This window comes from Campylobacter sp. JMF_11 EL3, assembly GCF_027736965.1.
In the GTDB taxonomy this organism is placed as follows: Bacteria; Campylobacterota; Campylobacteria; order Campylobacterales; family Campylobacteraceae; genus Campylobacter_B.
Map to the genome: position 1 here is coordinate 166,700 of NZ_JAOVTJ010000003.1, position 14,445 is coordinate 181,144.

General features: G+C 38.1%; 16 protein-coding genes. 8 read left to right on the forward strand and 8 right to left on the reverse strand.

Annotated elements, in window-relative coordinates:
* Window position 1 precedes the first annotated feature (1 nt).
* Genes ilvA through OFN67_RS05895 form a run of 3 tightly spaced genes read left to right on the forward strand, consistent with a single transcriptional unit; the run spans window position 2 to window position 2,417 of the window.
* Complete coding sequence (gene ilvA, locus OFN67_RS05885) at window positions 2-1,213, forward strand: threonine ammonia-lyase (protein WP_270868686.1); 1,212 nt, start codon at window positions 2-4, stop codon at window positions 1,211-1,213.
* A 22-nt stretch (window positions 1,214-1,235) separates the two neighbouring features.
* Entirely contained in the window at window positions 1,236-1,952 is a 717-nt protein-coding gene (locus OFN67_RS05890) for a DUF4230 domain-containing protein (protein WP_270858159.1), read from the forward strand.
* A gap of 9 nt (window positions 1,953-1,961) precedes the next feature.
* Complete coding sequence (locus tag OFN67_RS05895) at window positions 1,962-2,417, forward strand: hypothetical protein (RefSeq protein WP_270868685.1); 456 nt, start codon at window positions 1,962-1,964, stop codon at window positions 2,415-2,417.
* A 1-nt stretch (window position 2,418) separates the two neighbouring features.
* Here the strand turns inward: OFN67_RS05895 and OFN67_RS05900 are convergent, their stop codons facing one another.
* From OFN67_RS05900 to ribH, 4 genes are read right to left on the reverse strand one after another with little or no spacing between them, the layout of a single operon-like run.
* Window positions 2,419-3,159, reverse strand: coding sequence for a DUF3108 domain-containing protein (locus OFN67_RS05900; RefSeq protein WP_270862601.1), 741 nt, complete (start codon window positions 3,157-3,159; stop codon window positions 2,419-2,421).
* Window positions 3,156-3,842 carry an orotidine-5'-phosphate decarboxylase gene (gene pyrF, locus OFN67_RS05905; protein ID WP_270868684.1) on the reverse strand — a complete coding sequence of 229 codons (687 nt, stop codon included), beginning with the start codon at window positions 3,840-3,842 and terminating at the stop codon, window positions 3,156-3,158. The genes OFN67_RS05900 and pyrF overlap by 4 nt, the downstream gene beginning before the upstream one ends.
* Complete coding sequence (gene nusB, locus OFN67_RS05910) at window positions 3,839-4,228, reverse strand: transcription antitermination factor NusB (protein WP_270866664.1); 390 nt, start codon at window positions 4,226-4,228, stop codon at window positions 3,839-3,841. The genes pyrF and nusB overlap by 4 nt, the downstream gene beginning before the upstream one ends.
* A 2-nt stretch (window positions 4,229-4,230) precedes the next feature.
* A complete protein-coding gene (ribH, locus tag OFN67_RS05915; protein ID WP_270858154.1) occupies window positions 4,231-4,701 on the reverse strand; it encodes a 6,7-dimethyl-8-ribityllumazine synthase in 471 nt (156 codons plus the stop codon).
* A gap of 151 nt (window positions 4,702-4,852) precedes the next feature.
* Here ribH and sodB point away from each other — a divergent pair, with 151 nt between their 5' ends.
* Window positions 4,853-5,476, forward strand: a complete 624-nt coding sequence (gene sodB / locus OFN67_RS05920) for a superoxide dismutase [Fe] (protein WP_270868683.1) — start codon at window positions 4,853-4,855, stop codon at window positions 5,474-5,476.
* A gap of 32 nt (window positions 5,477-5,508) precedes the next feature.
* Here sodB and OFN67_RS05925 read toward each other — a convergent pair whose 3' ends face one another.
* Together OFN67_RS05925 and OFN67_RS05930 are read right to left on the reverse strand one after the other, a co-directional pair.
* Window positions 5,509-6,135: a phosphoribosylanthranilate isomerase gene (locus tag OFN67_RS05925; protein WP_270868682.1), complete on the reverse strand. Its 627-nt coding sequence runs from the start codon at window positions 6,133-6,135 to the stop codon at window positions 5,509-5,511.
* A 2-nt stretch (window positions 6,136-6,137) separates the two neighbouring features.
* Window positions 6,138-7,241, reverse strand: coding sequence for a DNA adenine methylase (locus OFN67_RS05930; RefSeq protein WP_270868681.1), 1,104 nt, complete (start codon window positions 7,239-7,241; stop codon window positions 6,138-6,140).
* 139 nt (window positions 7,242-7,380) lie between these two features.
* Here OFN67_RS05930 and OFN67_RS05935 point away from each other — a divergent pair, with 139 nt between their 5' ends.
* From OFN67_RS05935 to OFN67_RS05945, 3 genes are read left to right on the forward strand one after another with little or no spacing between them, the layout of a single operon-like run.
* On the forward strand, window positions 7,381-8,253 hold the full coding sequence (locus OFN67_RS05935; protein ID WP_270868680.1) for a Dam family site-specific DNA-(adenine-N6)-methyltransferase: 873 nt from the start codon (window positions 7,381-7,383) through the stop codon (window positions 8,251-8,253).
* Between the two features lies 1 nt (window position 8,254).
* Window positions 8,255-9,316, forward strand: a complete 1,062-nt coding sequence (locus OFN67_RS05940) for a DNA adenine methylase (RefSeq protein WP_270868679.1) — start codon at window positions 8,255-8,257, stop codon at window positions 9,314-9,316.
* Entirely contained in the window at window positions 9,313-10,710 is a 1,398-nt protein-coding gene (locus OFN67_RS05945) for a hypothetical protein (RefSeq protein ID WP_270868678.1), read from the forward strand. Before OFN67_RS05940 ends, OFN67_RS05945 begins: the two co-directional genes overlap by 4 nt.
* A 42-nt stretch (window positions 10,711-10,752) precedes the next feature.
* On the opposite strand, the gene trpD is transcribed toward OFN67_RS05945, so the two are convergent.
* Window positions 10,753-12,354 carry an anthranilate phosphoribosyltransferase gene (trpD, locus tag OFN67_RS05950; RefSeq protein WP_270868677.1) on the reverse strand — a complete coding sequence of 534 codons (1,602 nt, stop codon included), beginning with the start codon at window positions 12,352-12,354 and terminating at the stop codon, window positions 10,753-10,755.
* The gene (locus tag OFN67_RS05955) at window positions 12,351-13,613 is read right to left on the reverse strand and encodes an anthranilate synthase component I family protein (RefSeq protein WP_270868676.1); all 1,263 of its coding nucleotides are present in this window, start codon (window positions 13,611-13,613) and stop codon (window positions 12,351-12,353) included. Before OFN67_RS05955 ends, trpD begins: the two co-directional genes overlap by 4 nt.
* A 70-nt stretch (window positions 13,614-13,683) precedes the next feature.
* Here OFN67_RS05955 and OFN67_RS05960 point away from each other — a divergent pair, with 70 nt between their 5' ends.
* On the forward strand, window positions 13,684-14,436 hold the full coding sequence (locus OFN67_RS05960) for a YaaA family protein (protein WP_270868675.1): 753 nt from the start codon (window positions 13,684-13,686) through the stop codon (window positions 14,434-14,436).
* The last annotated feature ends 9 nt before the right edge of the window (window positions 14,437-14,445 follow it).

The window sequence follows — 14,445 nt, forward strand, 5'->3', positions numbered from 1 at the left end:
AATGGTAGATTTAAATAAAATAGTTCAAGCAAAGCGCACAATAGCGGCTTTTGTGCATAAGACACCCTTCGCTTTCGCGCCAAAGCTAAGCGAAATTTACGGGGCGCAAATTTATCTAAAAAACGAGAATTTACAACGCACGGGCGCATATAAAATTCGTGGCGCATACAACAAAATCGCTCATCTTAGCGAAGATGAAAAGAGCCGTGGCGTAATCGCAGCGAGTGCGGGCAACCACGCGCAAGGCGTGGCTATGAGTGCGCAAAAATTTGGCGTGCGCGCCGTAATCGTCATGCCAGAGGCGACACCACTTTTAAAGGTCAGTGGCACCAAGGCTTTGGGGGCTGAGATTATCCTAAAAGGCGATAATTTCGACGAGGCTTACGCTTATGCGCTCGAATACGCCAAGGAAAACAACCTTACCTTTGTCCATCCTTTCGATGATGAGCTAGTCCAAGCAGGACAGGGCACAATCGCGCTTGAAATGCTAGAAGATGTCGCAGATCTCGACTATATCATAGCGCCTGTGGGCGGTGGCGGACTAATTAGTGGCGTGGCAAGCTGTGCTAAACAAATCAATCCTGATATAAAAATCATCGCCGTTGGCGCAAAGGGCGCGCCTGCTATGCACGATAGCTTCGTAGCCAAAAAGGCGATAAACTCCAAAAGCGTGCGCACTATCGCCGATGGTATTGCGGTGCGTGATACTAGCGAGATCACGCTAAAACATATTTTAGAAAGCGTCGATGAGTTTGTCCAAGTCGATGATGAGGAGGTCGCAAGCGCGATTTTGTACCTGCTAGAAAATCAAAAAATCATCGTTGAAGGTGCTGGTGCTGTGGGCGTGGCTGCGCTGATAAATCATAAATTTAGCTTTGAAGAGGGCGCTAAAATCGGCATTATTTTAAGTGGTGGAAATATCGATGTGCAGATGCTAAACATCATCATCGAAAAAGGTCTTATCAAATCTCACCGCAAAATGACGATAAATGTTACGCTCGTGGATAAACCGGGCTCGCTAACCAAGCTTACAAATGTTTTGCGTGATGCGAACGCAAACATCGTCAAAATTGACTATGATCGCTTCTCGACCGAGATCGAATACGGCGATGCGCAAATTACAATTACGCTAGAAACTAAGGGCAAGGCGCACCAAGAGGAGATTGCGTGGGCGTTAAAAAGCGCAGGATATGATTTCAAAGAGCTGTTTTAGGCGAAATTTGAAAGGATAAAATTTGGAAAATTTGGCTTTTATCTTAAATTTTTTAATTTTTGTGATTTTGGTTTATATGTTTTTGCGTATGAAAAAATCTGGCGCAAACGCCCCTAAAACGGAGATTAGCACGGATATTACGCGCCTAAAAAGCATAGGCGAGCTAAGCGTGTTTAAAATTTATTCCAAAGAGATCGTTACACGCAAAGAAAATGTCGCTGACGGCTTCCTTGGCTCGCTAGTTTCGCCATTGATGACGAAAAAACAGATTGCGATTATTTTCGAGTTTGAGATAGATTTCGTCTATGACCTGCTAAGCCCTGAATTTAGCATAATTCCGCGTGGCGAGGACAAATACGAGATCAAAATGCCACCTTGCAAATACAAATATTCGATTAAGGATATGAAAATTTACGATGAGCAAAACTCCAAACTTTTGCCGTTTTTGCTGCCTGATTCGCTAAATGGTATTTTTGGATCTAGCTTTGATGAGAGTGATAAAAACCGCCTAATCGACGACGCGAAAAACGAGGTTAAGGCACTCTCGCTTAAAATCATAAACGATTTAGGGGGCAAAATCCACAAATCCGCAACTGACACACTCGAAACCATAGCAAAAAGTTTTGGCGCCAAAGAAATCGGCTTTGTCTTCCAAGACAAGGCATTAGAGACAATCGATATCAATCCAAGCGATATTTCTATCGCAAGCTCGCTAAAATCGCAAATCGAAGAGAAATAAGGGCGAGCGTTGCAGGCTTACGAGGCGCTGTTTAAGCTGTATTTTTCGTATTATACTAGCTTTAAGCGCAAAATTTACGCTAAATTCGAGCGATTTATCACTCCAATTCGCCTAAGCAGGGAGAAAAAACGGCTCAAAGCCAAGGGCTATTTCGTGCCAGACGAGCTTTGGGCGGGCTTTTTTGCTGAATTTAGCTTTTGCAAATGCTTTATCATAAAAAAAATCCTTTTTCCGAATTTTTACGCTATCAAAAATAGCTTTAAATGGCAGATACAAAACGCGCAAATCGCCTTTAAAATCGGGGTTTTTGCATACGATGAGATAGCGTGGATTTTCATACCACAAAGCTACGATAAAACGAAAAAAAATGATTTGGAAATGGTGCTAGATTTGCTAGCAAAATTTCCGCAAATTCGCTACGAAAAGCTAGAAGAGGGCATTAAAATTTTCGGATATGAATTTTAGGCTAAAATTTAGCCTCAGTTAGCTTAGCATGGATATCGCCGAAAAACAAAACATCTTTTAAAATCACATTTTCTGCGATTTCTTGGCGATTTAGCGAGAGGTAGAGTTCGCCCTTTTTGCTAGAAAAAATCTTTTGATTTATAAAAACGATAAATGGGTTCGAGCTCGTCTGCAAGGCGTTTTGGATAGCTTTGGCGTGTTTGCCACGCGGGATTTGCACATCTATGCGCCCAGTTTCGTTTTTGGCTCCGGCTGCGGTTAGAAAAAACATATCGCCTTTGTGTGGAATTTTGCCGAAATTAAAAAACACGCTTAACAGGTCGTTTGTGGCAAAATATGGCAAAATTTTGTCGCTACTAGGACGCAAATCGCCGTTTTCGCCCTTAAATTTCTGCTCTCTAATGCGTTTGTTATTGTAATCAAATGTGAAAATTTGGCGCGTGTTTATGGTTTTTTTGCCCTTTTTGCGCTCGACTTCGTGGCGGTAAATTTTGGGTTTTAAAATCTCGCCCACAACGCTTCCTTTGGAGTAAAATTTCTCTCTTCTATCCCCGCTTAGCGAGCCGGCGATCCCATAAGCCCTCGCATTTAGCGTGATTTCGTAGGTTTTGGCGGTTTTGACTAATTTAGCATCAGCATGCCCCACGACGCCAAAAACGCCGTAAGAAATATCGTAGTGCGCCTCGATAGTTTCGCCAAATACTGCGCCGAAAAAGAAAAAAAGAAATGCTAAAACTCTCATAAGCTAGCCAAAATTTGATTTACGATTTGTTCTGGATTTTGCGCTTGATAAATCGGGCGACCAACCACGATAAAATCGGCGTTTGCGCTTTTAGCGTCGCTTAAATTCGCCACGCGCGCTTGATCGTTTGCGCTCTCGCCAAAAGGTCGCACGCCGGGGCAAAGCGTGATAAATTCGTCGTTTGTGGCGTTTTTAATCGCGCTTGATTCAAAAACCGAGCAGACCATGCCATCTAGCCCACACTCATGCGCAAAACGCGAGAATTTCACCACGCTTGGCGCAATTTCATCGTTGTAAATTTCGCAAAATTCGCTCTCGTTAAAGCTTGTCAATGCCGATACGCCAAGCACGAGCGGGCGTGTATTTAGCGCACCTAAGCGGTTCATAACCTCGCTCATAGCGCGCTTTCCAGCGCTTGCGTGCAGGTTTATCATATCTACGCCAAGACCTGCTACGACCTGCGCGGCGTCAGCCATGGTGTTTGGGATATCGTAAAATTTAAGATCTAAGAAAATTTTAAAATTTGCAATTTTTTTGAGTTCTTCGATAAATTTCGCCCCGTCTCGCAGATACGAGCGCAGGCCGACTTTGAGCCAAATTTGATCCCCAAATTGCGCTAAATTCGCACTCAAAGCTAAATTTTGCTCTTTGCTAGCCATATCCAAGGCTACGCAAAGCTTCATTTTACGACCTTAATAGCGTCTAAAACGCCATTTATTAGCTTCGAGGACGCGCCAAGCTCCTTGGCTGCGGTTACGGCTTCGTTTATGATGATACCAGCGTCTGTATCACTGAAACGCAACTCATACGCGCCAAGTCGCAAAATAGCGCGCTCAACCGCTGAAATTTCGTGTAGTTTAAATTCCTTCAAATACTCGTTTAAAAGCGCGTCAATCGTCTCTGTATTATCGCGCACGCTGTGAAGCAGGCCCAGCGTCCAGTTTCTCTGCTCGTTTCTAATCTTTTTTTCTTCTAAATACTCGTTTTCAAACTCAGGCTTTTCTTCGTTCATATCTTTTGCGTAAAGTAGCGAAATCACCGCCAATCGCGCTTGGTGTCTTGTCGCCATGATTACGCCTTTATTTCGCGAAATAAGCTTAGCATTTCGATTACGCCTGTCATCGCTTCGAAGCCCTTGTTGCCGGCTTTTGAGCCTGCGCGCTCGATTGCTTGCTCGATAGTATCTGTGGTAAGCACGCCAAAGGTAACTGGCGCGCCGTGGCGAAGCATGGTGTTTGCGATACCCTTGCTGACCTCTGCGCTGACATAGTCAAAATGCGGTGTGCTACCTCTGATGACTGCGCCCACGCAGACGACGGCGTCGTATTTTTTTGATAAAAGTGCCTTTTCTAGGGCAAGCGGGATTTCAAATGCGCCAGGGACTAGCATTAGGCTTAAATTTTCCTCTTTGCCGCCATGTCGCAAAAATGCGTCGTGAGCGCCTTCTACTAGGCGATCTGTGATGATGTGGTTAAATCTGGCGTTGATGATTAGGATTTTCTCATCGCCGTTTAGGGTCAATTTTCCTTCGATAATGTTCATTTTATATCCTTTAAATTTCAAAATTCGCTAAGTTTAGCCAAATTAGGCAAAATTTTTAATAAATTTATAAATTTCAATTAAAGGATAAAATTTATCTTTTGTTTAAGAGAGTTTTTGTATCATAGGGGATAATTTTTTTAAAGGAGAGAATATGTTTAAACTTAGAAATTTACCTTTCGAGGCAGAGAAAAACGCCGTAGTAAGCGCAAAAACCTGTGAGTATCACCACGGCAAACACCACGCAACTTATGTGGCAAATTTGAATAAAATGACCGAAAGTGGCGAGTTTGCGGGCAAGGGGCTTTATGATATCGTAATGAACGCTACCGGCGGGCTTTTTAACAACGCGGCGCAGGTGTATAACCACGACTTTTATTGGGATTGTATCGCAAAAGTTAGCGAGCCAAGCGAGGCGCTAAAATCGGCATTGGCTAAAAATTTCGCTGATTTTAAAGCTGAGTTTATCGCGGCAGCGACGGCTCACTTTGGCTCTGGCTGGGTGTGGCTAGTGTGCGATCCAGCTACTAAAAAGCTTTCGATTGTCGCTACGAAAAACGCCGACACGCCTGCGCGCGACGGGCTTGTGCCGCTTCTAGTAGTCGATGTGTGGGAGCACGCATACTATATTGATGTTTGCAACGCGCGCCCAGCGTATTTGGAGAAATTTTATGCTGGAATCAACTGGGAGTTCGTATCAAGTGCCTACGAGTGGGCTCTGAAAGAGGGTATGGGCTCTGTGAAATTCTACATAGATGAGCTTCACGGCAACGACTGATTTTGATTTCGCTTCTTATTTTGCGCGTGGATTTACTGCGCGCAAATCTTTAAAATTTCCATTATTTTTGCTGGGTTTTTTATGCTATTTTCGTTTTCTGCTTTGCTATTGATATCGAGGCAAAATGGCTTTATTTTTAGGGCGTTTGCGAGGTTTTGCGCGCCGATACCGCCAGCTAGGATAAATGGAATTTGCAGATTTTTTAGCATTTTCCACTCGAAGCTTTGCCCGTTTCCGCCCATTTTTTCGCCCTTGTAATCAAATAAAATTTTGTCATAGTTTAAATTTTTTAAACTTGGAATTTTATCTTTTACGCGCACTACCTGCCACGCTTCTACGCCCAAATTTGCGAGATTTTGCTTTAAATTCGGCGAAATTTCTTTATAAATTTGAGCCACGCTTAAATTTGCAAATTTGCAAATTTGCAAAATTTCATCATCGCTCGTATCGGTAAAAACGCCGACGCTTTTGCGACCAAATTCACGCACTAAATTTGAAATTTCTTTTGCTATTTCGGGCGTTACTTTTCGCGGACTTTGGGCAAAAATTAAACCCAGAAAATCCACTCTAACGCCGTTAAAATCACACTCCAAAACGCTTTTTGCTTCGGCTAAATTTTTAATCCCGCAAATTTTGATTTTTGGTTTTATGGCGCCCATTTTCACGCCTTTTTGACGATATAAAGATATTCGGTTACATGCAAATTTCGGTTTCGCAAGTTCCTAGAAGCACGATACGCAGGGTATTTTATCTCGATTTTTCCCACTTTACCGATGAGAGCGAGATTTTTTAAAAACTCATTTTCGCTGATAAAGCCTTCTGAATTGAACGAGATTATCAAATATTTTGCCCTAAATTCAGCCAAAAGCGTGAAAAATTCATCTGCGGCACGAGATTTTTTGTTGTAATTCGAGCGGTTCCAGCCGTTTGGAATACCGCTAACTTCGCTTAAATCCCCTAAATTTGGTGCTTTAAAATCAGCGATTAAATTTAGCATAAAATAATTCGAGCCGTAAGGGTGCTGGTTATACGGCGGGTCAAAATACGCTATATCCACGCTCGGAGCAAGTTTGCTAAACTCGTAAGCATCACTCTGAAAAACCTGAAAATCGCTTGTGAAATTTGAAAAAACCGGCATTGGAAGTGAAATCTCGCCCAAAATGCGAGATAGCGCATTTTCGCCACTACCGCCGAATTTCCCCACGCCGTTTTTGTCCTTGTAAAAGCCCTTAAAAACGCCACCAGTGTTTGAGTGGATACTAGCTTCGCTTAACAGCGGAGCGATGAAATATTTTTGAAACTCGGCTGGAATTTGGCTGATTGCGGCGCGTAGTCCCCCCAAAATAAGGGCGTTTTGGCGTGAGTAAAAAACTCTTTCGCCTTTTTTGATTTTTTCATCGTCTTTTGGCGCGTAAAGTTCGCTGATAAAGCTCTCGCACGGCTTAAAATTCGCTAAAATTTCGGCATGGAATTTACTCAAATCAGCCTTTAACTGGGGCGTTAAATTCTCCAAATAGCACGAATTTATGATGAAAGAGTATTTTTCCAAATCGTTTGCCAATACCAAATTTGAGTGTGCTTTGGCAAATCTCGCCACCACGCCACTGCCGCTAAAAACATCGGCAAAAGCGATTTTTTCGGCGCCCAAATTTGCCTTAATGTCCGTTATAACGCCATTTATCGCCCCCAAAAGTGAGCGTTTGTTTCCCAAATAGCTAATAAGTTGTTCGCTAAGATAGCTTTCGTTTTCTTGTAAATTTGTCATAAAATCAAAACTTTTATTTTTTAAAATTCAAACGCATATTATACATTATTGGGACTTTTAAAGGTATTAAAAAATTTAAACTAAATTTTGGTAGAATTGGATAAATTTTAATTGAGATATTAAGCGTGGTAATGATAATATGAATTTTGATACCCAAATGATTAAATCACCAATGAATTACATTGGTGGGAAATATAAATTACTTAGTCAAATACTGCCATTATTTCCAGAAAATATTCGTATTTTTGCAGATATTTTTGCTGGTGGTTGCAATGTTGGCATCAACGCTAAATCAAAAAAAACGATATTTAATGACACTTTAACTTATTTGATTGACCTTTATTTGGAAATGAAAAATAACTCAAAAGAATATATTTTTGAATATATTGAAGAAAAAATTGATTTATTACGACTATCGCAAACAAATCAAGCTGGATATTTGAAACTTCGAGAAGAATATAATAGAGATAGAAAGCCATTGGACTTATTTCTACTTTCAGCATATTCGTTTAATCATCAAATAAGATTTAATAATAATCATCAATTTAATACACCTTTTGGGAAAGATAGAAGCAGCTATAATCAAAAAATGAAAGAAAATTTGATGAATTTTATGGAAGTTTTACATAATAAAGAAGTTGAATTTTCAACCTATTCTTTTGAAAATATTGATTATTTGCAATTTAATAGTGATGATCTGATTTATTGTGATCCACCATATCTAATCAGTTTAGGCACATATAATGATGGAAAAAGAGGGTTTGATGGTTGGAATAGCGATAAAGAAATCAAATTATTATCATGGTTAGATAAATTAAATAAACACAATATCCGTTTTGCATTATCAAATGTTACAAAACATAAAAACAAAGAAAATGTTATACTTAAAAATTGGTTAGATGAAAGAAATTACAATATTTATCATCTTGATTTTAATTATGCCAACTCTTCATATCACCGCAAAGACAGAAATAAAAATGGTAGTGTTGAAGTGTTGATTACGAATTATTAAAATGCGCTATATCGGAAATAAAGAAAATTTAACAAACAGGATTTACTGTGAAATAGAAAAACGCAATATAAAGTGTAAAACTTTTTTTGATGTTTTTTCTGGAACAGCAAATGTTGCAAAATATTTTAAACGAAAAAATTATCAAATATATTCCAATGATTTAATGTATTATTCTTTTGTTTTACAAAAAGCATATATTGAAAATAATCAAATTCCAAATTTTTCAAAATGTTTAAATCTTATTCAAAATAAAGTCAATGTTTTGTTTGCAGAGCCTTTACAAATAATATTGCATTATTTAGAAAATTTACCGCCAAAACAAGGCTTTTTCTATAATAATTATTCACCTAGTGGCTCAAAGAAATTAGATATACCAAGAATGTATTTTACAGATGAAAATGCAAAATTTATCGACAAAACTAGAATTAAAATTCAAGAGTGGAAAGACGATAATATTATCACAGAATTGGAATTTTTTATTCTTTGTGCTAGTTTAATTGAAACGGTTCCATTTTATTCAAATATTTCAGGAACATATGGAGCATTTCATAAGAAATGGGACAATAGGGCACTAAAAAAAATTTATCTTAGGCAACCAGAAATTATTATTAACAATTATAAAAATTTATGCTTCAATACTAATTCAAATTTGTTATTAAATGAAATTTCAGCCGATATTTTTTACCTTGACCCTCCATATAATCAAAGACAATATGCTCCAAATTATCACATATTGGAAACAATAGCTAAATATGATAATCCTAAAATAAAAGGAATATCTGGCATTAGAGAATATGAAAATCAAAAATCACGCTTTTGTAATGTAAAAACAGCATTACAAGACTTGGAAGAAATTGCAAAATATGGAAAATACAAATATTTACTTTTGAGCTATAATAATGAAGGCATTATGCCACAAAATTCAATAATAGAAATTTTAAAATCATTAGGGAATTTAGAATTAGTTGAATTTGATTATTTGCGTTTTAAAAGTAATAGTAATGGTAATGCAAAACATAAAAAATTTATCAAAGAGCAACTTTATATTTTGGAGAAAAAATGAAAAATTTATGGATTTTAACAGAAGAACGACCAAAAGTAGAAGTTTTAGAAATAATAATTCAATATTTTGCCAAAAATCAAAACATTGGTTTTATAAGTTCAGGTTCTTTAAAAATAATTCCTGTTTTAGAAAACAATAAATTTTCATTTTGTTATGAAGTAATTGGAATAAATACACCAAAAATTAACAAAATTTTTATAAAGATTGTATCGGGACAATCAAGTTTTGTTGATTTTTTAATATATTTTCAAGAAAAACAACCTATTTTTAAAGATATTCCGCTTTATGCTATTGAAGAAACAAAAACAGATGATTCTGAAAGTCGTAACACTGGTATTTATCAACGATGTAGTAAATTTATATATATAGATTATTTTTATCCAAATATAAAGAAAATAATGCTCTATTCTTTACAAATTCAACAAAAAGAAAAGCCAACACAAACAAATATTTTTGGAAGTCGTTTATTGACAACTTACGGTGTAGAGATTATTGGAAAAATTCAGAATAAAGAACAAACAAAGCCGTTTTATTCCATAGATGAACTAATTGAATATAAGAATAAAATGAAAAAGCCACCGAAAAATAATATTCCTATTATAATTACAAAAAAGGAAAATAAAATACAAATTTCAGGTAGATTGATTAAAGCAAATAGGTTATCGCATGACCCAAATATTGGTGCATTAAGTATAATTTCTGCCGTATTAAGAAAATTGAACTGGAAACACAGAATAGTTATAACTATGCACGGATTAAAACAAAAACATTTATTATCTGAAAATAAATTCATACAAATTGCCAATCGCTTAAATATTGAATTGCAAGGTCTAACAATTCAAAACATTAGAACAAAAAAACAATATTGGCACTATGAAGAGCAAGGAGAAAAACTGGCAACAATATTTATTCATTTAGTCATTGAAAATTTTACACACGGATATTCAATATTTGAAAATCATGCAGGTTGTGAAAAAGGATATTTTCACAATAGCGATGGGTCTGTTATTCCTTTACAAAAATATAGTAACCGTGAAGAATATAAAGATGGAAATAAATCGGCAATTATTCACATTCCTGATTTGATTTTATTAGATATTAAAAATTTAGAAATCATTAATATTGAAGGTAAAAAATTTCAAAACAAAAAATATGGAATTTTAGAACTTAATAACTATGATGATATTGAAAATTTTTACATTAAGTTGCAGTATCCAAAATACAAAATTATTAGAACTGTTGTTTTATATGGTGGAATTTTAGATAACAACAAAACACTGGAAATAGAAATAGGCTTTGTTCTTACAAAGTATGGTAAAATGATATTAGGAATCAAAGCTCCAAAAATTTTTAACTTAGCAATTAAAAATTTATTAGATTATTGGAAAAATTAAAATTTAATTTTTCCAATAATGCTATTAAAATCTTAAAAAGATTTACCCAAAATTCTTAATATAATTTTGATAAAATCCCCACACCTTGCCGCTATCAAGGGCATTTTCGATTATCTCTTTGGCTTGCGTTGGGCTTTTGGCAAAGTCAGCCGCATACAAAGCAAACATCGCATTTAGCACGACTATATCGCGTTTAGGTCCCTTTAACTCGCCTTTTATCGTGCTTTTAAAAATTTCAGCATTAAATTTGCTATCTCCGCCCTCGATATCGGTGTGAAAGGCGCGGTTAAAGCCAAATTGCTCAGGCGTGATTTTATACTCGATGATTTTCTCGCCCCGCACTTCATGCACGAGCGTCTCATCGCACAGCGTGATCTCGTCCATGCCGTCCATGCCATGCACGACTAGGGCGTGCTTTCGACCTAGTTTTTGCAGAGTTTGTGCTATTAGTTCATTGACTTCTTCGTGGTAGTTGCCTACGACTTGGTTCGAAAGGGTCAAATTTGGATTTAGCAAAGGTCCTAAAATATTAAAGAAAGTGCCGATTTTAAGGCGAGTTCGCGCTTCTTTGACTTCGGCTGTAACCTTGTGAAAAAACGGCGCATGGAAAAATGCCAAATTTGTCTTATCCATAAGCGCTCTAAGTTCGCCCAAATCGCTATTTAACGGCACTCCTAAGGCTTCAAAAATATTGCTCGATCCACTTTTGCTTGATACTGCGCTGTTGCCGTGTTTGCCGACCCTGACGCCAAGAGAAGCGAGTATAAACGCGCAGGTTGTAGAGATATTTATCGTTTTTAGCGCGTCCCCGCCGGTGCCTACGATGTCTAGCATTGCGTTATCATCGCTGTAAGTTTTGGAATATTTCAAAACGCTTCGCACAAGCGCACTTAGGCTATCTGGGTAGAGCGATTTTTCGCTAATTAGCACGAGCAAACCAGCTAGCTGGACGATGTCATAGTCTTTTGCCATAACGGCACTAAAAATCTCTTCATAATCGCCACCTTCGAGCGGGAAGCCCTTTTGTAGCTTTATCATAAACGGGGCGAAATTGCTCACTTTTTTCTCCTTGATTTGGGGTTTGTTTAAATTTACAAAATTTTCAATGATTTTTTTGCCATACTGCGTGAAATAGCTCTCAGGGTGAAACTGAATGCCGTAAATTTCGCGTTCTTTGTGCTTCATCGCCATTATGACACCGTCTTCACTCACGGCTGAAATCTCCAAACACGGGGGCAACTCATCTACATAAAGCGAGTGATAACGCATAACTTCAAATTTGCTAGGCAAGCCTGCTAAAACGGCGTTTTCGCTAACTACGCTAATTTCGCTAGTTTTGCCGTGTTTTGGCACTTCAAGGGTTTTTATTTTCGCGCCAAAGCTTAATCCTATGGCTTGGTGTCCCAAACACACGCCTAAAATGGGAATTCCCAAATTTGCCTTTAAAATTTCTAGGCAAATTCCGCTATCTTTTGGGTGTTTTGGACCCGGGCTTAAAATAATCTTGCTTGGCGATAAAAATTTAATCGCTTCAAGCGTGATTTCGTCATTTCGTTTGCAAACTATCTCTTCACCCGTGGTCTCTAACACATATTGATATATGTTAAATACGAAACTATCGTAGTTATCAATCATCAAAATCATTGCATTTCCTTGCAAGTTTTTTCAAAAATTTTTAGGCAAGATTTGCGTTTGTTGCAGATTTCGGCGTATTCGTTTTCAAACACGCTATCAAACACCTGCCCGTATCCTGCTCCCACGAAAATATCGCTAAATTCGGGGTTTGATTTATCACGCACGAAAATCGCCGAACGGATTAAAATCGCCATTTGTAAATCGCCGTTAAAATGCCAAAACCCAATCCCGCCGCCATAAATTCCCCTAGCGTGGCTTTCAAGCTCGTTTATGATTTGCATAGCACGAATTTTTGGGCTTCCACTAAGTGTGCCGGCAGGAAAAACCACGCCTAATACATCAAAATTATCTTTGCTTTCGTCCTTTATGCCACGCACATCGCTGACAATGTGCATAACGCTTTCAAAAAACTGCACATGGGCTAAATTTCGCACTTTCACGCTTCCTTTTTTGGCAAATTTGCCAATGTCGTTTCGCGCCAAATCAACTAGCATTTTGTGTTCGCTCATCTCTTTTTCATCGCCTAAAAGCTCGTTTTTTAGGGCTTCATCTTCGTTTGCGTCCTTACCGCGAGGCCTTGTTCCTGCTATGGGAGCTACAAAAATTTCGTTATTTCTGATTTGAAGCACGAGTTCAGGGGAGCTTCCAGCCACCACGCCGTAAGGTGTCGGAAAAAAATACATATAATGGCTTGGATTTTGGCGTTTTAAAATTTCATAAAACTCCAAAGGGTCTAAATTTGAGTAAATTTGCAGTGTTTGAGACGGCACGACCTGAAAAATATCGCCGCTTTTGATATACTCTTTTGCCTTATCAAAAATACGCTCGGCGTCCTTTTTTTCGGCGTTTAAATCGGTTTTGATTTTATAGAGTTTTTCAAAATTTGATGCAGTATCGCTGGAATTTTCCAAATTTTCAAAATATTTTCCCTCGCCATAAAAGCTGTAAATTTTGCTTTGTTTGTCGTAGTGCAGATACGCCCTTGCGTTGGCGTAAAAATATGTCGGAAAATCGTAAAGTCGGGGCTTAATATCGCCCAAGCGTTCAAATTTATAAACAGCTTCGTAGCTTAGCACTCCAAAAAGCCCTGCAAATTCGCAAATTTGCGTGGTGTTTTGCAAAGCAAATTTAAGCTTGTCAAGGTCATCGCCTTGTAAATATTCGCAGTCAATGCCGATGATGATCTGCCCGCCGTCTTCGGCGAGATAAGAGTTTGGAAACCTAGATAAAATATTTTTGAAATAAAAAATCGGATCTTTTAAAAACATGCGCCCTCTTTGTATTTTTTTGTAACTTAAATTATAGTAAAATGGGCTTAAATTTTGTATAAGGATTATGATGAAAGTTTTGTTTTCGCCAAGTGAGATGAAGTCGAAAATCGGCTCGGATAAAATTTTGGATTTGTCAAATTTCGAATTTTGCGATGAGAGTGGAGTGCGAGAAAACGCTGTCAAAGAGTATGCAAAATTTGTCGAAAATGCTAGTGAAGCGGAGTTGGCTAAAATTTTTGGGCTTAAAGAAATTGATGAGAGTTTGCGGGAGAGTATCTTTAAAAAAGGCTGTGTGAGCGCGTTGGAGCGTTACACTGGCGTGGCGTATGAGGCGCTAGCTTACGCTAAGCTTGAAAATACTGCGCGCGAATTTTTGGGCGTTAATGTGATAATTTTCTCAAATCTTTTCGGACCAATTTTGGGGTCTGACTTTATCCCTGAATACAAGCTTAAACAAGGCGAGAAATTCGCTGGGCTTGATTTGCCTAAAATTTACAAGGCAAATTTCTCCCGCCAAATCGATGAAATTTTAGAGTGCGAAGTGGGGAACGGCGAGTGCGTGGTGGATCTGCGCGCTGGGTTTTATGAGAAATTTTACGAGTTAAAAGTCCCGCATCTAAGCTTTAAATTTATCAAAAATGGCAAAGTGCTCAGCCACTATGCTAAGGCGTATCGCGGGAAAGTATTACGCGAAATCGCACGAAATTTAGCCAAAACCGAGCGGGAAATTTTAAATTTAAATTTTAGTGGTGTAAAATTAGCCGAAATCAGAGAAATTTCGCTTAAAAAAGAGATAGTTTTGGAAATTTGCGAAAACTAAGGGGAGAAA

Bases quoted from the DNA above. Each gene is read 5' to 3' on its own strand.
- ilvA (WP_270868686.1), top strand. From the start codon at position 2: ATGGTAGATTTAAATAAAATAGTTCAAGCAAAGCGCACAATAGCGGCT.
- OFN67_RS05900 (WP_270862601.1), bottom strand. From the start codon at position 3,159: ATGAGAGTTTTAGCATTTCTTTTTTTCTTTTTCGGCGCAGTATTTGGC.
- pyrF (WP_270868684.1), bottom strand. From the start codon at position 3,842: ATGAAGCTTTGCGTAGCCTTGGATATGGCTAGCAAAGAGCAAAATTTA.
- nusB (WP_270866664.1), bottom strand. From the start codon at position 4,228: ATGGCGACAAGACACCAAGCGCGATTGGCGGTGATTTCGCTACTTTAC.
- ribH (WP_270858154.1), bottom strand. From the start codon at position 4,701: ATGAACATTATCGAAGGAAAATTGACCCTAAACGGCGATGAGAAAATC.
- sodB (WP_270868683.1), top strand. From the start codon at position 4,853: ATGTTTAAACTTAGAAATTTACCTTTCGAGGCAGAGAAAAACGCCGTA.
- OFN67_RS05925 (WP_270868682.1), bottom strand. From the start codon at position 6,135: ATGGGCGCCATAAAACCAAAAATCAAAATTTGCGGGATTAAAAATTTA.
- OFN67_RS05930 (WP_270868681.1), bottom strand. From the start codon at position 7,241: ATGACAAATTTACAAGAAAACGAAAGCTATCTTAGCGAACAACTTATT.
- OFN67_RS05935 (WP_270868680.1), top strand. From the start codon at position 7,381: ATGAATTTTGATACCCAAATGATTAAATCACCAATGAATTACATTGGT.
- OFN67_RS05940 (WP_270868679.1), top strand. From the start codon at position 8,255: ATGCGCTATATCGGAAATAAAGAAAATTTAACAAACAGGATTTACTGT.
- OFN67_RS05945 (WP_270868678.1), top strand. From the start codon at position 9,313: ATGAAAAATTTATGGATTTTAACAGAAGAACGACCAAAAGTAGAAGTT.
- trpD (WP_270868677.1), bottom strand. From the start codon at position 12,354: ATGATTTTGATGATTGATAACTACGATAGTTTCGTATTTAACATATAT.
- OFN67_RS05955 (WP_270868676.1), bottom strand. From the start codon at position 13,613: ATGTTTTTAAAAGATCCGATTTTTTATTTCAAAAATATTTTATCTAGG.
- OFN67_RS05960 (WP_270868675.1), top strand. From the start codon at position 13,684: ATGAAAGTTTTGTTTTCGCCAAGTGAGATGAAGTCGAAAATCGGCTCG.